The 23827-nt window shown below is 39.9% G+C and carries 23 protein-coding genes; 7 read left to right on the top strand and 16 right to left on the bottom strand.

Annotated elements, in window-relative coordinates; all coding sequences use genetic code 11:
* Window positions 1–63 precede the first annotated feature (63 nt).
* Entirely contained in the window at window positions 64–540 is a 477-nt protein-coding gene (locus A6K76_RS07760; protein WP_066463752.1) for a DinB family protein, read from the top strand.
* A 353-nt stretch (window positions 541–893) separates the two neighbouring features.
* Entirely contained in the window at window positions 894–1490 is a 597-nt protein-coding gene (locus A6K76_RS07755) for a hypothetical protein (protein WP_066463751.1), read from the top strand.
* Between the two features lie 66 nt (window positions 1491–1556).
* Here A6K76_RS07755 and A6K76_RS07750 read toward each other — a convergent pair whose 3' ends face one another.
* The 6 genes from A6K76_RS07750 to A6K76_RS07725 all read right to left on the bottom strand — a co-directional run bounded on the left by A6K76_RS07750 (window position 1557) and on the right by A6K76_RS07725 (window position 7167).
* Window positions 1557–2930 carry a sensor histidine kinase gene (locus tag A6K76_RS07750; RefSeq protein ID WP_066463749.1) on the bottom strand — a complete coding sequence of 458 codons (1374 nt, stop codon included), beginning with the start codon at window positions 2928–2930 and terminating at the stop codon, window positions 1557–1559.
* Window positions 2927–3595 carry a response regulator transcription factor gene (locus A6K76_RS07745; protein WP_066463748.1) on the bottom strand — a complete coding sequence of 223 codons (669 nt, stop codon included), beginning with the start codon at window positions 3593–3595 and terminating at the stop codon, window positions 2927–2929. The genes A6K76_RS07750 and A6K76_RS07745 overlap by 4 nt, the downstream gene beginning before the upstream one ends.
* 129 nt (window positions 3596–3724) lie before the next feature.
* A complete protein-coding gene (locus tag A6K76_RS07740) occupies window positions 3725–4132 on the bottom strand; it encodes a hypothetical protein (protein WP_066463746.1) in 408 nt (135 codons plus the stop codon).
* A gap of 128 nt (window positions 4133–4260) precedes the next feature.
* Window positions 4261–4716 (bottom strand): Panacea domain-containing protein, encoded by a 456-nt coding sequence (locus tag A6K76_RS07735; RefSeq protein WP_083995328.1) that lies wholly within the window; start codon window positions 4714–4716, stop codon window positions 4261–4263.
* Between the two features lie 106 nt (window positions 4717–4822).
* On the bottom strand, window positions 4823–6622 hold the full coding sequence (locus A6K76_RS07730) for a nuclease-related domain-containing protein (protein ID WP_066463742.1): 1800 nt from the start codon (window positions 6620–6622) through the stop codon (window positions 4823–4825).
* A 161-nt stretch (window positions 6623–6783) separates the two neighbouring features.
* Window positions 6784–7167 (bottom strand): hypothetical protein, encoded by a 384-nt coding sequence (locus A6K76_RS07725; protein WP_139108664.1) that lies wholly within the window; start codon window positions 7165–7167, stop codon window positions 6784–6786.
* A 26-nt stretch (window positions 7168–7193) separates the two neighbouring features.
* On the opposite strand from A6K76_RS07725, the gene A6K76_RS07720 reads away from it, so the two are divergent.
* Window positions 7194–7544: a hypothetical protein gene (locus A6K76_RS07720; RefSeq protein WP_066463739.1), complete on the top strand. Its 351-nt coding sequence runs from the start codon at window positions 7194–7196 to the stop codon at window positions 7542–7544.
* Window positions 7545–7598: 54 nt separating this feature from the next.
* Window positions 7599–7730 carry a hypothetical protein gene (locus A6K76_RS17185; protein ID WP_281181435.1) on the top strand — a complete coding sequence of 44 codons (132 nt, stop codon included), beginning with the start codon at window positions 7599–7601 and terminating at the stop codon, window positions 7728–7730.
* 65 nt (window positions 7731–7795) lie between these two features.
* Here the strand turns inward: A6K76_RS17185 and A6K76_RS07715 are convergent, their stop codons facing one another.
* The 7 genes from A6K76_RS07715 to A6K76_RS07685 all read right to left on the bottom strand — a co-directional run bounded on the left by A6K76_RS07715 (window position 7796) and on the right by A6K76_RS07685 (window position 16477).
* Window positions 7796–8236 (bottom strand): hypothetical protein, encoded by a 441-nt coding sequence (locus A6K76_RS07715; protein ID WP_066463736.1) that lies wholly within the window; start codon window positions 8234–8236, stop codon window positions 7796–7798.
* Between the two features lie 146 nt (window positions 8237–8382).
* Entirely contained in the window at window positions 8383–8592 is a 210-nt protein-coding gene (locus tag A6K76_RS07710; RefSeq protein ID WP_066463734.1) for a hypothetical protein, read from the bottom strand.
* A gap of 319 nt (window positions 8593–8911) precedes the next feature.
* The gene (locus tag A6K76_RS07705) at window positions 8912–9337 is read right to left on the bottom strand and encodes a DUF4279 domain-containing protein (RefSeq protein ID WP_066463731.1); all 426 of its coding nucleotides are present in this window, start codon (window positions 9335–9337) and stop codon (window positions 8912–8914) included.
* A 365-nt stretch (window positions 9338–9702) separates the two neighbouring features.
* Window positions 9703–10644, bottom strand: coding sequence for a hypothetical protein (locus A6K76_RS07700; RefSeq protein ID WP_066463729.1), 942 nt, complete (start codon window positions 10642–10644; stop codon window positions 9703–9705).
* 410 nt (window positions 10645–11054) lie between these two features.
* Window positions 11055–12383, bottom strand: coding sequence for an HNH endonuclease family protein (locus A6K76_RS17030; RefSeq protein WP_066463728.1), 1329 nt, complete (start codon window positions 12381–12383; stop codon window positions 11055–11057).
* Window positions 12376–14433: an AAA family ATPase gene (locus tag A6K76_RS07690; RefSeq protein ID WP_066463727.1), complete on the bottom strand. Its 2058-nt coding sequence runs from the start codon at window positions 14431–14433 to the stop codon at window positions 12376–12378. Before A6K76_RS07690 ends, A6K76_RS17030 begins: the two co-directional genes overlap by 8 nt.
* 34 nt (window positions 14434–14467) lie before the next feature.
* On the bottom strand, window positions 14468–16477 hold the full coding sequence (locus A6K76_RS07685) for an AAA family ATPase (RefSeq protein WP_066463726.1): 2010 nt from the start codon (window positions 16475–16477) through the stop codon (window positions 14468–14470).
* Between the two features lie 79 nt (window positions 16478–16556).
* Here A6K76_RS07685 and A6K76_RS07680 point away from each other — a divergent pair, with 79 nt between their 5' ends.
* Entirely contained in the window at window positions 16557–17105 is a 549-nt protein-coding gene (locus A6K76_RS07680) for a CDP-alcohol phosphatidyltransferase family protein (RefSeq protein ID WP_066463724.1), read from the top strand.
* 92 nt (window positions 17106–17197) lie between these two features.
* On the opposite strand, the gene A6K76_RS07675 is transcribed toward A6K76_RS07680, so the two are convergent.
* Both A6K76_RS07675 and lepB read right to left on the bottom strand, forming a co-directional pair.
* On the bottom strand, window positions 17198–17983 hold the full coding sequence (locus tag A6K76_RS07675; RefSeq protein ID WP_066463722.1) for a hypothetical protein: 786 nt from the start codon (window positions 17981–17983) through the stop codon (window positions 17198–17200).
* 55 nt (window positions 17984–18038) lie between these two features.
* Window positions 18039–18593, bottom strand: a complete 555-nt coding sequence (lepB, locus tag A6K76_RS07670) for a signal peptidase I (protein WP_342669493.1) — start codon at window positions 18591–18593, stop codon at window positions 18039–18041.
* A 524-nt stretch (window positions 18594–19117) separates the two neighbouring features.
* On the opposite strand from lepB, the gene A6K76_RS07660 reads away from it, so the two are divergent.
* The gene (locus tag A6K76_RS07660; protein ID WP_066463715.1) at window positions 19118–20800 is read left to right on the top strand and encodes a methyl-accepting chemotaxis protein; all 1683 of its coding nucleotides are present in this window, start codon (window positions 19118–19120) and stop codon (window positions 20798–20800) included.
* 133 nt (window positions 20801–20933) lie between these two features.
* Here the strand turns inward: A6K76_RS07660 and A6K76_RS07655 are convergent, their stop codons facing one another.
* A complete protein-coding gene (locus tag A6K76_RS07655; protein WP_066463713.1) occupies window positions 20934–23033 on the bottom strand; it encodes an MMPL family transporter in 2100 nt (699 codons plus the stop codon).
* Window positions 23034–23132: 99 nt separating this feature from the next.
* On the opposite strand from A6K76_RS07655, the gene A6K76_RS07650 reads away from it, so the two are divergent.
* Window positions 23133–23810 (top strand): DUF554 domain-containing protein, encoded by a 678-nt coding sequence (locus A6K76_RS07650; RefSeq protein WP_066463712.1) that lies wholly within the window; start codon window positions 23133–23135, stop codon window positions 23808–23810.
* Window positions 23811–23827 lie beyond the last annotated feature (17 nt).

The raw sequence follows: 23827 nt of genomic DNA, 5'->3' as shown, positions 1-23827 counted from the left end.
TCGCGTACAATATGAAAAGAACGATGAGCATTTCATCAAACAAATAGGAAGTAGGGATTATATATGTATCGTACAATTGAAGATTTCCAAGCAGACTGGGCAAAATCAGCAGAAGGCACAACGCGTGTATTTGAAGCATTAACAGATGACAAATTGCATGTTGCAATCGCCGATGAGCATAACTCACTTGGTTGGTTAGCGTGGCACTTAACGACGTCTCCATCATTTTTCGGCAACGTGCTAGCAGATTTTGGCTTTGCGGCAGTTGAAAATGCACAAACGACACCGGCTTCAGCAGCTGACATCGTAGCAGCGTACAAGCGTGTCGTACAAGACGTAACGGACAAAATGAACGCGTTAACAGATGAAGATTTATTAAAACCAAGTAAATTACCAGATGGCACATTAAATGGCGGGCTTTTACGTTTAATGATCGACCACCAAACACATCACCGCGGACAAATGACGGTTTTATTGCGTCAAGCAGGCTTACCTGTACCGAGCGTAATGGGTCCAACAAAAGAAGACCAACAAGCATAAAAAAAACGTGTAAACGGCGCGCCGTTTACACATTTTTTTATTTTCGCTTGAAAAATGTTTCACAAACTTTGGACTGGGTAATATATACAAAAACAAGATTTGTTGATTATCCATTTTATATAGTAAAATTCATCATTTTTAGCAGTCTAGCTGAAATAAATACTGTATATCCGTGGCAAGGAACGAGCCGCTATACGCGAAATGCCACTTCACTAGGCAATCAACACGCTTGATGCAAAACAAATAACGCTAGTTGCAGCGCGTGTTTTGCTAAATGTTAAAAGGAGGGGAGCCGATTGTCAACTGTCGCAACATGATCCATCATACGATCATCTTTTGGCAACGGAATGATTATGAAACATTTACCTTTAATTACAGAAGAGCTTAGCTTGTATGCACATTCAAATGCGTTAATTGACGAATTTAATGAGTTGCTCGTTCGTCATATGAATATGCTTCCCCTTTACGAAAGCATCGATCATACACAAGTTGACTATGTCGCAGCCGTTTTTAATTGCTGGGTACAGCTCATTCATAGTTGCGAAGTGCGCATCGCCAAAGTGAATCGCGTCATCTTTCACGATGTAACAATCGCGTTGAATCAAATCGTATACCAGCATGAGTTCGTACATGAATTTAAAGCGCGCTTTCGTTCACCTGATGAGCTGCTCATATTAGCCCATTGTATTACGAGTGAAGTGCTGCTCGTCATTCAAAATATTATTCCTGAATATTTAAAGACGCCGTATTATTCAGACACATTTAACGAACCATACTATGCACTTACAAATAACGATTTAAATCGTCCGGATCTTCAACTATTCACTGATTTTCGCCAAGAAGTTTCAAGCAAGCTAAGCAGCATGTCGATGCGTCGTCATCTGAACGTCGCTATTTACGAGGCGACGAAAAAAACACGCCAAATACTTGCAAAGCAACAATCATGTTAGCTAATTCAATAGTTAGACGCAAGCATGAAACAAGTTTTTTATAAGCTGCTCATTTTTCACATAACGCTAATCAGAATGCGGCAACTGCACGATAAATTCGCTGCCGAGTCCAAGCTCACTCTTTACATAAATTATTCCATTATGCGCACGTACAACTTCTTCTACAATAGCTAGCCCAAGCCCTGTGCCGTCCTTTTTTCGTGCCGCATCTACACGATAAAAGCGCTCAAACACTTGGGCGCGCTGTTGCTCGGTTAAACCGATTCCGGTATCTTCCACACATACGGTAATGTGCTGCGCGGTCGTTTGAAGCGTCACGCGCACTTCCCCACCTGCATTCGTATATTTAATCGCATTGCTTAATAAATTTTCCCACGCATTGTACAATAGCTCCTCATCACCAATGAATGTAACCGGTGCGAGCTCATATGACAACTCTATCCCTTTTTCCTCTGCACGCCATAAATGATGACGAACGACCGTTTTCAGCTGTACATCGAGCGCGATCGCCTTATGCTCAGACGGATAGCTCGCCTGCTCTAACGACGTTAACAACAGCAACTGCTTCGTTAAATTCGACAGTCGCTTCGATTCTTCCTCGATAATGCTCGCGTAATGCTTTGCCTCACCTTGTACATCTTGCTGTAGCAGCGAGGCATACCCTTGAATGTTCATAAGCGGCGACTGAAAATCGTGACTCACATTCGAAATAAATGCTTTTCGTGCTTCAGCGTTATGCGCAAGCTGCTGCTGCATGCGCGTAAAGCTGTTCGCAAGCTCTCCAATTTCATCGTTGCGCGTCACGTTTAACGTATAGCTGAAATTTTCGTTCGCAATCGCATATGTCGCCTCTGTTAGCTGCGTAATCGGACGTATTAATTTACGCGTCATTAAAAACACCCCGATTAAGCTCACAATAAAAATGCCGACTAAAAAGCTGCCGAGCATCATATGCATGTCAGAAAACAACATGTCGTTATTTGGGCGCAAAAACATCGCATACGTTTCACCACGGTACGTTACCGGCACGCCAACTGTATTTTGTAAGTCGTTTGAAAAATGCTCGATGAAAAAATATTTGCCGTTAAAGTGCTCAATGCCGTGATACACATTGCCAGCAAACACGGTCGCAAGCGCATCGTCGGCTATAGTATGCTTTTGAAACGTCGTGCCAAACGCAAACATGTCCCCTCGCTGGCTAATGAGCTTAATTTGATACCCCATGCCACCGACTGACTGCAAATACGTCGTCGCCTGTGCATCGTCGGTAAAGTAGGCGGTCGTTTGCGCAATTTGCTCAGCTAGCTGTACGTTTTGCGCATCTAGCTTCTCCTTTGTCACGCTGTAATATACGACGTTTGCAAGTACGAAGCCCGCCGCCGTACTAAGCAGTAAAATAACGAACGTCGCTACGCTTAGCTTTCGATATAACGTTTTCACTGTCTCACCTCTAGCTTGTAGCCAATGCCACGCACCGTTTGAATTTCAAGCGTCGCGCCGTATTTTTTCAAACGGTCACGCACACGGTTCATATGCGTATTGAGCGTCAACTCCGAATCCGCTTCCTGCCCCCAAATTTCCTCAATTAATAGCGAGCGCGGTGTTACCGATCCTGCGCGCTGAGCAAGCTGAGCGAGCAACTCAAATTCCTTCATCGGCAAAATGACCGTCTTCTCGCCAATCGTCAGCTCGTAATGCTCACGATCCATGCGCACGTTGCCAACACGAATGATGCGTTGCTGCGTTTTATGCAAGCGACGCGCAATGACCGCCACACGAAACAATAGCTCCCTCGGTTCAAACGGCTTCACAATGTAATCGTCCGAGCCGGCTAAAAACCCTTGCTCCTTATCGGCAAGCTGCCCTTTCGCCGTCAATAAAATGACCGGTATGTCTAAATCGTTCGTTAAAATTTCCGTAAGCTCAAAGCCGTTCATATTCGGCATCATAACGTCCGCAATGACTAAATCGACCGCCTCGTGCTCTAAAATCGCAAGCGCCTCCTCAGCACTTTCCGCCTGCACGACGCGGTACCCTTCCTTTTGTAAATGAATCGACACGAGCCGTAAAATATCACGGTCATCGTCCACAACTAAAATTTTCATGCTGTTCACCTCTACCTCGCTATTATAGCAACGGGGCATAAATTGTATATAAATTTGACTTGTGCGCATGCGAAAAAACGATGCTACAAACGTAACACCGCTTCTCTTAATAAATAATTGATGCATATGCTATTTATGGCTACATACTATACAATAATTGTACGAGGATAAATCTTTTTGATTATGTTTAATACTCGGATATATTTGGTGATGATGGTCTATGAAAATCGGCTTAATCGTTTCTTTCGCTGCACCGTAAATGACGATTAAACGATTCGCACCGGTGAAACTTAGCTGATATAAGCTTACTTCTTCACCTAGCTCATAATTATAAAGTTCTTTATACACTTCTAATACTAACTCTCTTTGTTTTCCTTCGATTTTATGACAATGTGGATATTGTCTCGTACCAAAACCTGTTTTAATGCGATCCCATTCATCTAGCACTTTTGGAATAATAGTATAAAACAAATTGTAATGCGTCTTTAAACATTGCTCGGCATCTTTCAAAAAATTCGTGTATTCACCTTTTCTCACCGAACACAACCACCTATTGTCACTAAAATCAAAGTGAACCTTAGCTGCTTTAATCGGCTCGGTAATTTTCGCAATATTATGTTTAACAGGCTGAGTAATTGCTTTACGACCTATCTTTTTCTTAGACATTATGCTAATTGCTTCACGTAATAACAGAACATACTTTTATCTGAAATTACGCGATCTGTCCCTTCATATTCTTCTAAACCTTTTCTTTGCTCTAGCCATGGTTCCTCTTGATGCGTCATACTTTCAAGCTCATTCGCACTATAACCGCCATATACATCATACACTTGATTTAACACATCTAGCTCTTCTTCAGAAAATGAAAAATCGTGCGTGTCAACTTGAGGAATTTTTAAAAATCCGTATTGCTTATATTGTATATATGTTTCACGATGCACTGGACCATGTACCCACGCTTCAAAATCTGCCTCAAATAATTTGTGTTCTAATGCGTCAGCTTCCTCATTTAAAAATACTAATCCCCAAGCGTAACAATAATACAACATCTTCTGTAATTTCTTTGGCGTCATTGCCTCTTTTGAAAGCAACCAATCTCTAGCTTCTTCAATTTTCATCATTGTCACCTCTATTGTAAATATAAAATATCTTATTATTTTTTATAATTACTTATTATATCGTACAATCGTTCGTATTTTCTACTAGCAAGTAACTATTTCCCACACGTTAATGATGTTGTAACATCGCCTGCATATGCTCAATGCTTTCATCTAACAGCTCGACGTATTGCAGTAGCTTTTCTGTATACAGCTCGTACTCTTTCATCGTCAAGCTTCCGAGCAGCTGCTTCTCCCACTCTTGAATCGCAACGTGCACGACATCATCACTTGAGCGCTCAACACGCGTAAAAAGCGATTCGCCATCATCGTCAATGCGCGGCGGGTCGATTTGCTGGAATAAATGCTCCTCGTACGCTTTAACCGCTTCGGCTAGCTGCTGCTGTTTCTTTTTAATTTCGCTATCTTTACGTATGAACGCTGTTGCGACTGTCGCAAACGCCGCAAAAATCGCAATCGGTGGGAACACGTTAAGCGCCGCATAAGTAAACGTATGCCACCCTGCCGCTAAGCCGATTGTCCCGATCACTGCCGAGCCAATTGTGAGCCCAAGCACTTGCTCCGACGCACCGATTTTGTATTTCAGCTGTTGGTTATGAAACTGCATCGACGACGACGAAAATGCATGAAGCCCGCGCAAATTCGGTGTATTTTTCGCAATGACGCGCTTCCATTCCTCCTCATAGTCGCTCAGTGCCTGCTTCATAATGCGGTTGTACGCCTGCCCGACATGCGCAGTCGATAAATAGTTCTCTAGCACTTTTTCAAGCCCGCTTCGATCATCGAGCTCGTTCAATTCCTCGACTTTATCTTGTAGCACCGACGTCTTTTTCGCTAGCTTTAACAGCGGATTGTACACCGACGAGGCAACCTTTTTCGACGTTTCGGTCAGCGACGTATGCCACTCCGTTTGATTTGCGACTTTTTCTTGCATAACGCTTAGCTGCTTATGAAAATAATCGTGCAGCCCTTGTTGAACGGTGCGCTTAAACTGCTGGGTAATGCGCGTACGCTCGCTTAACATTTTATTTTCGATGCTCGTAATTTCATGCATGTAATTTAAATATGTACTGCTCTCTGCTTGAATAGCAACCTTCAAGTTTAACAGCGCTAAATATGCTTGCTCATGCGTTTTCGCCCCTTCTAAATACGGAAGCTCGCGCTGAAGTAGCTGTTGAATCGATTGCTGCATGGCGCGACCATTTTGCGCATCTGTCGTTACAATGCGCTGTAGCACGTCATCGAAAAACTGCACATTCACTAACGTATCGCCGTGTAGCACATCTTCCATCACACTTTTAGCTGGCACAGGCTTTAAGCGCTGCGTCATATCAAGAAGCGTCGCACGATTCATTGGCATCGCACTCGTAAATTTGCGTGCATGTAACAGCTTTTGTAACATAATTTCATCGCCAAACATATGATGTCGCTCAAATTTTTCGCGCTGCTCTGGCGTCCAATTATGAATCGTCTGTGCAAACTTCGCCTCAAATTGCGCTCGCATAATGCGCGGGAACACAACGACTTTGCCAATTGCTCGGTACGCATCTTGCCCGTAATTCGACATGACAAACTGGTGGAAATGCTCCAAATGTGCCGTCACTTGTGAAAACGGATTTGCCGACGCGCCGTTTCGTAGCTGAATGCCGCCATTTGATAGCACTGCTGCGATACTATCGAGCGCATAATTTTTCACTTCGATCACGAAAAATCCGACAGTTGGCATGATGACGATTAAATCCGGCTCTAAATTACCAATCGCTGGCTTTGCAATAACAGTCGCATCAATCGGTAGCTGCTGCTCTAGCCGATTGAGCACATGCAGTTCCCCTTCAATGCCAATACGATCGAAACTCGTTGCTTCGTTCAAGCTGTAAATTAAATTGTCTTTCCCGTAAATCGTTACCATAATGCATTCTCTCCATTTCAACAGTCATATATTCCCATTATACGATGTTTTTGCATGAAAACAATTTGAGAATGCTATTACAACAAGCCAAGCTTTGCCAAGACGCGCTGACGATCTTTTTCGAGCTGTTCTTCTTCCTCTGCACTCATCGGCTCTTCCTCCTATTGTCCGTAAAACCAATCTAGTATCATTTCCGTTCGACCTGTCGTTACAGTTGGACGAACAATTGGCTGTTCAAACAGTTGCAGCACTTGACGTTCAATCATCGACGAATACATCGCAAACTCATTGCGTACACCTGATTTCATCACAAGCTGTTCCATACAACGAATAACGATGTGACGCATTTGCTCGTACGGTACTTTATGTGAACGCATCAATTGTTTTAAACGACCGAATGCAATTTTACATAGCTCCTGAAACGCAGCGCTCTCCTCGATCACGTTCGGTTCGTAAATGCTTTTTAACACCGCTCGTATCGGTGGTGCATCCATAGCAAGTACGTAATCACATAAAAAGTAATTATGAAATTGGTTACAATCCATATTCAAAAATGCAAGTAGGACAGTATTTGGAATTTCATTGGACACCAAAATCAGTTGATTATTTGACTAACGTAGCAGCAATTGATGTAAGTTTACATACAAACTGTGATGAACTTTCTAAAAATATCGATGTTTTCAAACTAAATGAATTGTATGAAGTTCATAAAGATACTGCTCAAGAAGTTTTAAAGAAAAAACATATGTATAACGATTCGAAAGTTAAGGAATTATATGAGGACTATCCGGACTTATTTAAGAATGAACTTGAAGTTAAAAATCTTATTTTTGGTGCTTACTTAGAAGATGAAAATCTCGGTAAACGATCATTATCGAAATTAATTCATGATATTTATAAAAATGAGACAAATAGAACTTAATATTATTTAGCATAGCCTAAATTTCAGAGAAAATACAAAAGGAGCTTTACAGCAATGGTAGAACTAATTTTGAATCATGAACAGCTCTTCGAAAAAGAGATTCCTGCTAAAGAGGTTCTTCGCTCAATTAATGCAAGATTAAATTTTAGTATTAACGAAATTCCTACCATAACTTGGATCGAATAAAATCGTTGTAAATAAGGTTTACTTTGAATTATTTTACAATGCGATGAGAACACAACGAAAAAAACTTACTGAACTTCAATGACAAAGACGTAACTTGAACTTCCCTTTTCCCAATCTGCCGAAACATTATACATATAAACCCCTTTTTCTTTTGGAACTAATAATGCATTCTCATTCAATGGGGCGTTTTCTACCTCATTGTTATTGAACCATATAGATGCGTTTAGCGTATTTTCGAGTGGTTTACGCTTCCATTTTATTTCTAATTCAGCTCCAGGTGATACAACAGCAGGTTTCAGTTCGTGATGTTTAATCAGATCTGGCGGAGAAATCATATCAACACATTGTGCGTTAATAAGATCCTCCCAACAATAAGAACCTTGTGCCACTTCTACCGTTTTATTTTCTATAGTTATGACTGGTTTAGGTGGTTTAGAATTAGATGCAAAATAAATTCCACCTACTAACAGAACTACGGCTAATAAAGAAATGAATACCTTTTTCATACATATCCCCTTTGTTGTTTTTAAGGCAGCTTATTTCACTAAACTGCGTAGACAATTCCTAAATCGATATCATACTATTTCTAGAAAGTATTAGTAAACTCCTTTAAACATTCGCAAATCGAGATTTGGTAACATTTCAATTGCACTCAAAATAATTGGATCGAACCGTCCTCAATATACTGTGTCACTTTATTTCGAGCACTGACGTTCAATAGTTCGTCTAATATCATTTGATGAATATATACTTCTTCATACAGTGCGTCAATCCACTCGAAAATAGGATCGTGTTGATAGGATTTTCCTTGTTCCTGTAATAAAACTTTAATGCGGTTTAACACATATTCATTGGGTTTCATACGATTCATCCATCGTCTACATTTATTCTATTTTACTTGTAGACATCTACACTATATTCTTCTTATATGATGATGTATACAGATTGACAACGTTACAGCCCTACCACCGAAATGAAGTAGTAAGCGATGATCCTGGAGCTTTCCTTGCCATTTAGATAGCGTTCAACCGCTGCTAATTTATCTTCTGTGCTCATTTTCCCCATAGAAAAACCGCACCTCCTTGTTAGTTTGTGTCTAACAAATGGGGTGCGGTTCAACTTTGATTTGGGAACGTTATTTGTATGGGATTGTATATCTCAATAAATAATGAAAAATATGATTAGGCTCTTTCTTTATAATCGTACACATAGCTATCTAACGTTGCGTCTAATTCAGTTAAGAAAGCTAAATGTGGTGACTGTAAGCGAACAATAGGCGAATCATCTGACTCTAAGTTTATAATAATTTCGAAAAATATTTCTCCACTATATATTTCTTTCAACTGTAAAAGCCTTTCTTTTTTTTGTAATAAATCTTCAAAAAAAGCGTTTATAATAGATTCACCATCGTTATTCTCGGAAATCTCTGAACGGATTGTAATCCTGCTTTCTAAACGTGTTGATGTTTCATACTCGGGAAATTGTAAATCACCTTTTACCCATGTTAACCTTTCATATAGCTGAAAATCCTTACGAAACTCTTTTAAATCAACTACTTCATTGCTAACGAAATTTAGTGAACAATAGATATTTGTACATGAACTCAAATTCTTAAACCCCTTTGTTATATAAATTCGGTTAAGACTCCCAAAGTGTCATTTGGGAACGTTTATTTATTTTCTTATGCATTCTTTATAAACTTATTTATCAAGCGTGTTGATTAGCCATTCAACGGGCATGTCGCGTATTGCGGCTCGCGTTCCTGGGACTCCCGCACCGCTCCTATGTCGCGGCTTACGGGGTCTTGAGTCACGAGCTTTTCCCCAAGGAGTCTCGCCGCACGCTACATGCCACTACAATGCTGCATTTATGTCAGTTTTTCTGCTGAAAATAACCGATTCAGCTGTATAAAAGTGGCTAATCAACAGACCTGCTTATTTATAACTAATAAGGTTAAATGGTTAAGTTTAAATTAAATTTTTTGCCAATATGATTGTAATCGGCTTAATTCTTGTCCGTCACGATTTTGTATATATGCTTTAATCGTTGATGTGACTTGATTTCCTGACGCATGAGCGAACATTGATTGTTTAATTTCTTCAAAAATCGAACGCAATGGTTTCTCATCTTTTTTGATTTGTTCAAATAAAGAGAGTAGTTCGTTATGATACGTTTCGGTTTGTTCTTGACTATGCGTTACACTCGCTAATGTACGTATGGCCGCCTCTGTATTTGAGCGATAGCCAGATGCGTTTGACATTGGGAATTGCTGCATATTTTGTGCGGCTAATTCACGTATTGAAATATGCTGCGCTACATTTGCTGCATTATGCTCTTTATAATCCTCCATCAATGCTTGAAAGCGCTCTTGATGTTCTGCTCCAACATATTTCTTACCTAATTCCTGTAATGCTGCTACCGAAGACATAAAACTAACTTGTGCTGCATCGCGTGACAGTTCATGATCCAAATCACGATTCCCGCCATTAATGCTATCCATGCCAGCTGTAATATCCTTTAGTAAATGTTCGAATTGGCGTACTTCATCATTGCTCATGGCATCGTAAACGCCCATTTTAGAGAAGGCTTCACTAATGACAAGATGTTGCTTTTTCAAATCGCCCGTATATTGAAAAGCGTTTTCGCCAACTGCACTATTTTGAGCTGCTTGCTGCAAGGCTTGTGCTTTCGCTTTACGCTCTGCTACATTACTTAAAAAAGAACGCGCTTCTTCTGTTAACTCAACGGCGTCACCGATTTTTTCTTTTACTTTTGCCGCTTCTTCTTGCGATAAAGGAGCTGATGGTTTTTGATTTGCCAGTCGCTCTTGTTCCATACGTCTTTCATATTCACCATAAAAAGGTTTTGAATCTACGTAACTCGTAAAAACATTGATGTCTAAATTCACACTCATTGTATGCATCCCCTTAAAAGACAAATTTATTCTACTATCGGTTAATATAACTTACAATTTAATCATTAAAAAATTAACTACTGCAAAACCTTCCAAAAGCGAAATAACGATGTCTAACTTTTCATTAAGATTGTATTGATATGTTACCTTCATTCAGAACAGTCTTAACATGATTTTTCACAGCATCTCAGATCGTTATTCCTAATGAAAACAGCAACAAACACTGATTTAACAATGCTTGTCGCTGCTTGAAATGTTGCCTAACTTTCATGTGGGAACGTGAACATTCCTTAAGTGTCGCTTCATATTTTCGAATTAATTTCACACAAATTTTAATAATACTTATGAATAATCATTATATCGTGTTAGACCAATGCCCGTTTTGTTTGACTTTTAGAACAGCCTTTTTTCTATTCATGCCCTAACTGTTTCGCCAGCTTGCGCAATTTCGCTTTCGTGTCGTCATCAATTGGCTCGATGAAGTTCAACTGCTTCGCCACGTCTCGTCGCAGCTTCGCAAACGTCGAATCATTTAGTGACTTTTCATCTTGTACATAGCCAATCGCCTGCGTTTTCACATAGCGCACCGTCGTCCTCGTTTGTGCCGCTAGCTCCTTCAAATACGACTTCGGGTACGCTCGCTGCTTAAACAATAGCTCCTCGACTTGCCCTGCATGATAGCTCGCCGTCGCTTCAATTTTAAACAACTCCAAATAATCCCGAACGACCTCGTGATGCTGTAAAATTTGCAGCTGCTGCGTCTGTAAATGAACACGAAACGAAAACAAATCGTTGACGCTCGCCTTATACGGATGCACCTTACTCGACAGCTCCTTCTCACCCTTCAAGCTACTGTTACAACTTTTGCACACAGGAATTAAATTAAAGAGCGACATCGAAAAATACGGATACTGCCCTTTTGGATAAAAGTGATCCAAATCCGCCCGCATCTTGCCTGTCGGTGACAAGATGGGTGTAATGTACTGCGCGTTACAATACGGACAAACGCGAATGCCACTGAGCAGCACGAAGTAGTAGGGATTCCAACGTCCACCGAACACAGCCAGATGCTCATGTAAGTTTAAGTATGTAATGTCTAAATTCCCTAACATTTGAAATACCTTTTCAAACTCGCCATTTTTTAGATAAGATTTCTTCGGAGGAAAACTGTCAAATATTTCTTGTTTATGTGGAAAAGATTCATATAAAATCTTAATCATTTCTTCGTATACATCCGAATTATACGTTTCTTTCTTCAATTCTGTAATGTCAGTATTACTATTTTTCTCCTGTTTTTCTTTCGCTCGTTTTGCAATTGCCGCTGACTTGACAACTTCATAAAAAGATTTCGTTTTAAACTCCTCATAGCCAAATAACTGTTGCAAATAATGAATATACGTTTGCTTTTTTTCTTTTACTTTCACATAAAGCTCTTTGTCATTTTGTTGTGCTTCCTCACATCTAGGAAAATAATCTGCCTCGATACATCTCTTTAATTCATCCAATTCCTCAACTGAACCAATTGCAAAATTACATATATGTTGGCTGACATATTTTAAAAATGTTCGATGTTGGTCTACTAGCTTCTTACATTCTTTTGTACAATCCTTATCTTTCCAAAAAGAAATGTTCGGTTCATCAATCGCCTGATTAATTTTCGGCTCGATGTATTGGCGATAATATGCTAAATGTAGTTCTTTTATTTTCTCCTCTTGCTCACCAAACTCAATTTTAATCATCGTCTGCCTCCTGAAGTAAATGCTCAATGAACTTTTTCTTTTCCTCGTTCGTCAGCTTATCGTATGCCTGCTTCACTGCCCCTAGCGAATCCGATTCAAATTTATCCTGTAGTCGCAGCAATCGCTCTTTGTAAAAATTGCGCAGCACTGGCTCACCGATATGGTCAATGACAGGTTCTAATTCATGTAAATCTGCTTGACGTTTCGGTCGCAGTTTCTCCAACTTTTCCTTCAGTTCCTGCTTTTGCTTAAGCTCCTTCTCCTGTCTTTCAAGCTCTTTTAATTTAGTCGATTTTATTAAACGTTGCTTATCAATCTTTTTCAACGCTTCTTCTAGTTCTTCTTCCGTTTTGAAACACTGCTCTTGTTGTTGCCATGCTTCTTCATCGCTCAACATTTTTTCAATTCTGTCTAACACATTATTCGCTAACGTTCCGCGTGTATTTTGTAAAAAGAAAGCGTCTTTAAACAGCTCATGAATATTTTGTGCGAATGTTTCCGAATGCTCGCTGCTTTTTTCGATAATAATTTCATCGTTTTGATTCTTCATATAGACAACGTTTGATTGATGAATGTCAGAAAGCATAATTGGCGAATGGGTTGTGAAAATGATTTGTACTTTTTTTTCAAATACTGTGTTAAAAAAATCTACTATTATTTGAAGCAAGTTAACTTGCCAACTAGGATGCTTTGTATTGTCTGGTTCATCTAACAATATTAAATGATTATAACCTTCTATTTTGATCAACTTAGAGAATAAATTCAATAAATTTTGTTCTCCTGTACTCAATCCTTGCCATTTTAATATAATAAAGTGAATGTCACTATACTCTTCTATGATTCCATAAAATTTAACAAAATATTCTAATGTATCATTATTTATATCAACTATGACAGCATTTGTAGATGTTTCTTGTACAAACAGAATATCTTTAGTTTCATTAAATATATCTGTAATATTTTTATACTTTATAATAAAATCTTTCTTACTTTTACACTTAATTTTCTTTAAAGCAACATCATTATATTGTTTAATTAAGAGATTCAAAAGAACCTCGGACTCTACTTCTCTTTCTTTTATGGTAGTTACTGTTCCACGAATAATAGAAGCAAGCAATTTATAGTCACCTATTTTTAAAGAAAATTCATGAAAAAAAAGAATGATTAAATTATAAAAAAAGATTGATTTAAAATCACATAGATTTAGGTTTATCTTCTCTAAGATTGATTTGAATCTAAATATATCTCTGTCTTCTTTTTTACCTATCTTACCGACTTTAAACCAAAAATCCATACCCAGATTTGTCATTTCTAATACGATGAATTTTGCTTTAGGTACAACCAAATTTGTTCTTAAAAATTCTCTTTCTTTACTCTTTATTAAATATTCAAATTGATGTTTTATCTCTGCTCGAAAAAATTGAAGCGGAATGTCTTGGAATTTATCTAAACTTTTTCTATCTATAGCTTCGTAAAGTAAATTTCCTACACTATAGTCTTCATGACCCATAATAGATAATATTGAACTCATATGATTTTCTAACAACATATTTTCTTCTCCAATATTATAATAATTTCTCGAATCTAATAAATTTGTAAAATAAGATATATACATATGTCTCTTAGCAGGTATTTCTTCTGATATCACTTCATATATGCATACATTTTCACTATCCAAATTCGATGTAACATATTTTAGATCAATACCATTTACATATATTAAAAATTCATTTTCATGTATGCATAAGAAAAAAACAGGTTTTTGGCTCTTAACATTCCATCCTACACGAAAGTACTTCCCTATCACCTCCAACACCGTCGTCTTCCCCGCACCGTTATCCCCAACAATTGCACTTATGCTCGATATATTGCTATCTCCCCATACAAAGTCATTCACTTTTTGAAGTGCCTCAAAGTTCTCTGCTTTGTTGATCGTTAGCTCGTATTGCTCACCATTCTTTTCAACACTGCATTCGTAACGATTGTCAAAATGAATGCCGGCATTTTTTAACGCTTTGTATTCCTCAATATAACAATAAATCAACTGCACTACCGCTTCCTCCTTTTCCTCTACTCGTTCATTATCAATCCTCGTCCGCTTCCTGCAACAAATGCTCAATGAACAATCGTTTTTCCTCGTTACTCAGTTGCGCATATACTTCTTTCGCCGTTTCAAGCTTTTTCGATTCCCATTGCTTATGTAGTTTTAACAATCGGTCTTTGTAAAAATTACGCAGCACTGGCTCACCAATATGATCGATAACATCAGCTAGCTGTCGTAACGTCGTGGAATTTGCTATTTCATTCATGCCGTTCTTTTCCATGTTCTCTAGCTGCTGATTTATTTTATCTAATGTATTTTCAGCTAACGTACCACGCGTATGTTTTAAGAAAAATGCGTCCGTAAACAGCTCGTGAATGTTTTGTGCGAATGTTTGTTTATGTGTGCGTCCACTTTCAATAACAAGCTTAATTTGTTTTTCTTGTTGTTGTTCATCTTTATTTGAACTCTTTTCTAACGTTTCTTCTTGTCTCATATAAACGACATTTGATTGATGCATGTCCGAAAGAAGAATAGGCGAATGGGTCGTCAAGATAATTTGAATTTTCATATTTGGATCATCTATCATTTCTTTAAAAAATTCGGTTATCTTGTCAATGACTTGAGTTTGCCATTGTGGATGTAACGTAATTTCACATTCATCTAGTAAAATCAAACAGCTTTTAGGGTTCCTTGTATATTTAGCTAAATTATAGCGACCATTAATCATTTCTGATACTCTATATAGTTTAGAAAATAGATTGAATAAAGCATACTCACCTGAACTAATACCAGCCCATTCAAAACTAATAAACTTGTCATATATAAAAAGCGGTACTTTTTCAATACATTCATAAAAATCTAACAATGCTTCTTTATTAGTATTTTTGTCTAGATTTATAGGTATCAACCATGGAAATTCACTTTCAAATAATATTTTTTTATTCCTTTTAAATGATTCAATTACATCTACATATGGCTGTATCTCTAATACTTCATCAAACTTAGATTCTCTACATATTTTAAAAAATCTTTCAAATACTTCTATGGGGTTAGCATACAAATTTTTTTTATCTTCTGTGACCGTTCTGAAAAAATTCAAGCTTTTTTCTTCTGCATAAAGTTCAAATTGTAGTCTGGATTTCAAACGTACCTCTTGTATGAAACAAATCATCAAATTACGGATAAAACTATTTTCACTTGAATTACTAAGCTTTTTAAAAACTTCATTAATCGCATCTATATATTCCATAGCTTTATCAGTAGGTTCTATATTATATTCGATTCTTCTCATTAGATGCTTTGAATTTTCTATACTTATCCATAATATTTTAGGTTCTACACTATGCAAGCTTAAACTTTTTTCTTTAGATGATTTCAAATACTGCAATTGCCTTACAAATTCATTTGAAAAGTACCTTTCTATAGGATTATACAAATACTTCCCTTCTTTAATACTTTCTTCAAGAGCATCGGCTAATACTGCTCCTTCACTTAGCTCAATATGACCTATGTTTCTACTATTTTCTCGTTTAATAAACCTATCAGAATCAAGAGCTGCACCATAATAGTGTTTAGAATCTAATATGTTAGTTACATACGCCACAGTCATTTGGTCTTCTTCATTAATTTCTTTGTTCTTTAAATCGAAAATACAACATTTCATTTTCGAATTTATGCTTATTTGTTCTAACTGAATATTTCCTTGTATAAATATTTTTAAATTCCGACTTTTAGTACATTCACAAATAAATATTGAAAACGGCTCATCTGAATAATCTTCGTATGCCCTAAAATACTTCCCTATCACCTCCAACACTGTCGTCTTCCCCGCACCATTATCCCCAACAATCGCACTTATGCTCGATATGTTGCTATCTCCCCACACGAAATCGTGAACGTTTTGAAGTGCGTCGAAGTCTTCTGCTTTGTTGATCGTTAGCTCGTATTGCTCACCATTCTTCTCAACACTGCATTCGTAACGATTGTCAAAATGAATGCCTGCATTGTTTAACGCTTTGTATTTCTCGATATAACAATAAATTAACTGCACATTGTTTCCTCCTTTTCCTTCGTTAGATTATCGTCTGTCGCCTAAAGTAAATGCTCAACTATAGTATAATTAATATGAGGTGGTCCATTTGAAACGAACAGCTATAGCTAATTACATATCCATCACAAGAATTGTGTTGTCGATTACTTTATTATGCATAACGCCATTAAGTATGTTATTTTTGCTAGTTTATATTTTATGCGGCATTACTGATATGTTAGATGGCTATATCGCAAGAAAAATGCATACTGAAAGCACGTTCGGAAGTAAGCTTGATTCGATTGCAGATTTCATCATGATGCTCGTATTGATGTTTGTGCTACTTCCATTTCTCCCACTTACCGAAAGTATCATGATGTGGATTGTGATAATCGGCGTAATTAAAGTCGGTTCGATCGTGATCGTCTTCATCAAATACCGTACGTTTGAAATGCTTCATACTTATAGCAATCAAGTTGTCGGCTTTGTTCTCTTTTTGTATCCAATGTCGTTGTATGTCACTCCATCGCATGTACTGTTATGTATAATTTGCATGATTGCTACTTTTGCAGCGCTTGAAAAACTACTCATCCATGTCGGTTCGATCGTGTTAGCAACTAATCGAAAAAGCATCTTTAGTAAATCGTGACATGTCCTCCCTTCCTATTATTCCCGCTTCCCCCCTTGCTTTCCTGCCAACAAAAAAACCTACCGATTCGCTCGATAGGTTGTGTCGCTTTGTTAAATTTTCATATCGATTGCAGATTGTGCCGTTGTCGGTAATTTGAATACTGATTCGTTGTTAAAAAGCGTCGCAAAGTCGTTCCATTTGACACGGAGCGCTTCTTCATCTGCTCGAAGCACACTCGTTTTCCACGTATCGGTTGCTGTGCGATGCTCGGTTAACGTTTGTAATGTCGCTTCAAACGATTGCACAAACGTCGATTGGTTCGTGAAATCTAAGTTGCTATATGCTGCTGTCATCCACGTGTGCTGCTCGTGTACTTTTTTCGTGCCGCGTTCTAAAATGTCGCTTTTGCCGAGCTGTGCACTTAGCGTATCCATCGCCTTTTGTGCAGCGCGGTACATGTTCACATGCTCATCGATTGCATCACGTTCATACGCTTGAATCGCCTGATGCATTTCTTCCTGATGCGATGACGGAATGAGCTTGTCGGTAATGAGCTTTAGTTGCGCGATCGATTGTGCCGTGTTCATTTGCATGAAATCGTCTGTTCCGTCGCTTCGCATGCGCAAGCTCGACATTACTAATTGGTCGATTTTCTTTTTGTCGTCGGCGCTAAGCTCTTCAATGTCTTGAATGAACTGAAAATGCTTCGCGTGCCCTCCGATTTTTGCTTCGAGCTTTGGCACCGCATCTGTCGAGGAAACGTGCAGCGTCGTCTTTGGCAGCTTGTCTTTCATTTGCTGCTCGATCTTTTGAATATCGCTTGATTTTTGACGATGCTGTAGCTGAATTGTCGATTCGTGCTGCAAGCTGTAATGATTTAATTTCGAAATGTTCATGTTTAGTCCTCCCCTTTGTCGTCATTACGTTTCATATCGACCAAAATGTATACGTTTATTGCACGATGCCAAGTTTGTCGAGCGGATAAAAGCGCACGTCTGTCGTTCCGAGCACTTTATCAATCGGTACGAGCCCGACGCGAGGGTGTCTGCTATCTAAGCTTTTGCGGCGATTGTCACCGAGCACGAACAAGTAACCGTCTGGAATCGTGTCATAGCCTGTTAATTGCTCGAGCGTGAAGTTTTGCGTAAATTTGCCGCTATCGTGTAGCTGCTCTTTCCCCTCATTCAAATATGCTTCCTCGAACGGCTCATCGTTTATGTATAGCTGGTCGTCCTCGTATGCAATATGATCGCCTGGCAACCCGATGACGCGCTTAATATAGTTTTTGCCAATCGGTGCTTCAAATACGATGACATCAAAGCGCTCAATGTCTGATAGCTCGTCGCTCATGCGGTTGACAATGACGCGGTCACCATCTTCATACGTCGGCATCATGGACGCACCATCAACGAACGTCGGCGCAAAAATAAATGTTTTCATCGCCATGACAAAGACAAACGCGACGACAATCGACTTCACCCAATCTGTTAGTTCCTGTTTGTTCACAACAATCGCTCCTTTTCATTCTGTCCATTGAAACGTACATTGTATATACGTCTCGCTGCGAGGAAAGTTTCGTCATGCGACAATTGACTAGTTTCATTGACGTTAAAAACAGGTACATCTATTATGCATGCTGTTTTTTCTATGTAGGTCTTTTGGATTTTTATAAGAACAATACATGTTAATATACTGCATTTGAAATTCATTCCATGCACGTATCCTAATAAAAAAGACTACGAAGTATCTTGTATACAAGTTTTCGATACATTAAAATAGTGGTAGTGTTTAATAAAAATATATGGTTCATTCATCGATGTAGGCATTTGCATTAACGCAATATGTGACGAAAACTCCTCAAACTGAAACAATTACATGAAGCAAAGCATACATAGAGGCTGCGTACGTCTTCTTGCCTGTTTCAAAACGTTAGCGCTCGCTAATTGTTTATAAATCGATACATATGTGTGGATGCGCACGCAAAACTATCCACATATTTGATGAAGAGTGAATTGAAAGGAGAATGTTCTATGTCGGTCAAAAAAAAGTTTAATTTATGGTTTTCAGCGATTTTTATTATTTTTGCGATTTCTAGTGGATCTGCCATTTATAATTTCGCGTCTGTCGAAAACAACGTCGAGCATTTAGTCGATCATACGGTGCAAGAAACGATTATTGGCAAAGAAATTCAACGTGCCATTGCGACACAAGGAATGTTTTTACGTGCATACTATTTAGAGCAGTCCGATTTCAACTTAGACCGTTTGGAGCATTACAACACGCTGCTACAAGACCAAGTAACAACTTTACAATCGTATGAAAATGATTACTCAAAGGACATTTTAGCGAGCTTACAAACGTCAACAGCAACGATTATTGATGCCGCAAACCGCGTCGTATCGACAATCGATAACGGACAGTTCGAACAAGCTCTCGTACTCATTAATGAAGATTTTTCAAACGCTAATAGCGACATTTACAATTTAACAGTGTCGCTACTTGAAACACAAACGACCGTTTTAGCCGAAACGGAAAGCGATACGAAAGATGCGGTTACATTTTCAACCGTGCTCGCCATAATCGGCTTGCTAATTGGCACAGTTGCCATTGCTATTTTAAGCGTCTTCGTTCGCCGCAATATCGTCACGCCGCTTCATCATTTTAGCGAGCAAGCAGCTGTTATGGCATCGGGTGACTTAACACAGCCAAATTACGTATATGAATCAAAAGATGAGCTTGGCGTATTGTCAAAAGCATTTAACGAAATGAAGCAAAACTTAATTGATATTTTGCAAAACGTTCACGCAAGCACAGGGCAAGTGAGTGCAGCTGCCGAGCAATTAGCTGCAGGTACAGAGGAAATCGCACAAGCATCGGATGAAGTCGCAACGAACGTGACACATACGTCCGAGCTCGCAAACAGCACGACAATTGCCGCGCTTGAGTGCTCGTACGCAATGGCTGAAACGTCGGCTGGGGTGCAACGTATTTCAGAATCGACGCAGGAGTTGCTGACGAACACGATGAACATGAACGACGATGCCCATCACGGTGTGTCGACGATTCATCAAGCAGAGCTACAAATGGAAACAATTGCAGAAGTGACGTCGAACATTTCTGCTGTTACAAAAGAGCTTTCGAAGCAATCTGAAGAAATCGGGCAAATGATTAACGTCATTACGATGATTACGGAACAAACGCATTTACTTGCACTGAATGCGGCAATCGAAGCGGCGCGTGCAGGCGAACATGGCAAAGGCTTCGCAGTCGTAGCCGATGAAGTACGTAAGCTTGCTGAACAGTCGAACGAATCAGCGGTGCAAATCGTCAGCTTAACGAAACAAATTCAAGAAGGTACAAAAAATGTCGAAAGCGCAGTCGGCAACGGGCTTTCTTCCGTCGAGCAAGGGGTAGACATCATTAAAAATGCCGGTGACGCGTTTGAAACGATTTCAACGACGATCCAAACGTTAACTGGGCAAGTGCAAGAAATTTCAGCCGCTTCTGAGCAAATTTCCGCAAGCGCTGAAGAAGTTACAGCTGCCGTATCCGAAATTGCAGCGAGCGCGAAAGAATCGTCGGAAAGCTTCGAATCGATCGCCTCAGCAACCGAGGAGCAATCCGCAACAATGGTACAAATTAACAGCGTTGCGATGAGCTTAAACACAAACGCTGCCGAGTTAAAGCAAGTGATGTCGAAATTTAAAGTGTAAACAAAAAAGAGCGTGCGAACAGTTGATGTTGGCACGCTTTGTTTTTTGTATGAAGATACAGCTGCTTCGAATAAAGAAGGCATTCGAGGTCATCGCCTCAAACACCTTCTTCGTGAACTGTTATACGGTTTTGTTACTTATCTTTCTCGAAAAATAAAATGAGCGCCGGCAGCAACATGCCACGGATTAAAAACGTATCCATTAAAATACCGACTGCGACGATGAAGCCGAATACGAATAAATCGGCAATTGGCATCGTCGTTAATGCCGCAAACGTTGCCGCTAAAATGACACCTGCTGATGAAATGACGCCGCCTGTGTTGCGAATTGCCATTTCGAGTGCATCTTTTACTTTGCGTGTTTTGCGCTCCTCGATAAAGCGTGACACTAAAATGATGTTGTAGTCAATGCCGAGCGCGACTAGGAAGATGAACGCATACACTGGTACGCGTGTGCTCACTGCCTCGTAGCCAAACAGCACATCGACAAGGAACAAGCCGAAGCCGAGTGCCGCGACGTATGAAACTAAAATCGTCGCCATCATATACAATGGCATTTTCCATGATTTCGTTAAAAATAGCAGTAATACTAAAATTAATACCGTCTCGAGCACGACAATTTTAATGATGTCGTTATTGTTCACGTCACGCTCATCGACAAGCTTCGGTGTCACACCAGCAAAATGCGGCGTTCCTTCAATGTTCACTTGTGCAAGCATCGCGTCCGCCTCAATACGCAGCTCCTCAATTACCGCCATACCTTCTGGAGAATACGGATTTTCATCCAGCGATAAACTATACTTTAAATTTTGCCTGTCATCTGTTTGCCCTTGGAAGCGAACCGATGCGATGCCGTCTTGCCCTTCTAATAAACTCGTTAAAGCCGTCACTTGATTCGCGGTAATATTCGCGTCCCCTTCAACTAAAAACGTCGTCGGTGCAAGTTCGCCTTTATCGAATTTCGACTCTACAATTTCATAGCCGACACGTGACGGTAAATCCTCTGGGAATGCTTTTACTGTATCAAACTCAAACTTTAAGTTGAATACGTTCAGCGCCATAACAACCATTAATAGCGCGACAATCCCACCTGAAATGCCTGGGCGATTAACAACGAACTTCGCTACTGGGCCCCAAATGCCGTGCTTCACTTGTTCATGTGCGCCGTATTTTGGAACTTTTGGCCAAAACGCTTTACGCCCAAACAGCGTGAACAATGCCGGAACAAGCGTAATCGAGCCGAGCATAATGACAAATAGTGCCATACCGAACATCGGCGCAAAGTTTTGGTAATCGCGGAAGTCTGCGAAAAATAAAATAAGCATCGCCGCAAGTACAGTACCACCCGCGAAAAATACCGGCTCCGCTGTTGCGCGCATCGCATATTTCATCGCCTCGTATTTGCTTTCGTAATGATTTAGCTCCTCACGATAGCGCGAGAAAACAAATAGCGAGTAATCGATCACGGCCGCAAATAGTAAAATGCTCATAATCGATGTCGTCGAGTTGTTAATTTCTAGCCCTGCTGCGCCCATTAACGCAACAGATTGGTTCGCCACTTGATAAATAATAACCGTTGCCAGTAATGGAATGAATGCAAGTAGTGGCGAGCGATAAATGACGATTAGTAACACTAAAATAATACCGATTGTCGCAAGCAATAGCGTGAAGTCTGCTTGCTCAAACAGCTTCGTCGTATCCCCCGCAATGCCGGCTGGACCGGTAATGTAAAACTGTGTGCTTTGCAGCGACTCGGCTGTTTTCGTGCCGATTTCCGTTGCGTGGTCGTTAATTTCCGAATACGCGCTGTTGCCTAAGTTTGCTTCTAGCATCATTGGCACCATCATCGTCGTACGATCTTCTGAAATAAAGCTTTCGACAGCAGGCTGTGGAAGTGTCGCAATGTTGACGATTTCGTCGATGCCTTCGATGTTTTCCGCTTCAATCGCGGCTAAAATCGTTTTCACTTCCTCGACGTCAATGTCACCTTGTTCATTCGTAAACACTAAAATGCCTGGTGTCCCGCCGTCATTTGGGAAATATTCCTCAACTTTTTGTTCGGCAATAATGGATGCCGCGTCGTCAGGTAATGATTGGAAGTTCGTTACCTTATATTCGCTAAGCATCGGGCCGGCGCTAATGCCAACCATGAGCACAACCCACGCGATAATTGTAATCCACATACCGCGCTTTGTTGAAACCCAGTCGGTAATCGGGTGTAAAAATTTATTCATAACTCTCCTCCTCGGTTGCTATCGTAGCAAAGGAATATAAATTCTCTATAAACGTGAATAAGTTTCCCTTATACTATGAAACGAAGGGAGTTTTTACATATGATTGGAACGTTTACAAATGTCGCGGCGATTTTAATTGGCAGCGCTGTCGGAAGCTTGCTGAAAAAGGGCATTAAGGAGGAATATCAAACGGCGCTGTTTACCGCAATGGGCTTTGCGGCAACTGCGCTCGGCATCAATGCGGTCGTGCAAAATATGCCAAACAGCAGCTACCCCGTGCTCTTCATTATGAGCCTTGCAATCGGTGGGCTTGTCGGAACAATTTTGAATATCGATGAAAAGTTTCAGCAGCTCGTCGGCAAGTTTTCAAAAAGCGATTTAAGTAAAGGGCTATCGACGGCGATTTTATTATTTTGTGTCGGCACGCTATCGATTTTAGGGCCGGTCGAAAGCGCACTTTACGATAACAATACATATTTATTTACGAACGCGACGCTCGATCTTGTGACGTCGATGGCACTTGCGGCGACGTACGGCTTTGGCATCGCACTTTCTGCGGTCGTGCTGTTATTATGGCAAGGCGGCATTTACGTAGCGGCGATCTACATTGAGCCGTTTTTAACCGATGCGCTCATGACCGAAATTTCCATTGTCGGTGGCGTGCTCATTTTAAGTTCGGGGCTTGCGATTTTAGGCATTAAAGATAGCAAGTCGCTAAACATGTTGCCAGCGCTGTTCGTTCCGGTCATTTGGTTCGTGTTACTTGCGATGTTTTAACCTTTTTATGTTTTAAT

It is taken from the genome of Caryophanon latum, from assembly GCF_001700325.1.
Lineage (GTDB): Bacteria > Bacillota > Bacilli > Bacillales_A > Planococcaceae > Caryophanon > Caryophanon latum.
The sequence above is the reverse complement of the archived record's forward strand: the minus strand, read 5'-3'. Positions and strand labels throughout refer to the sequence as shown.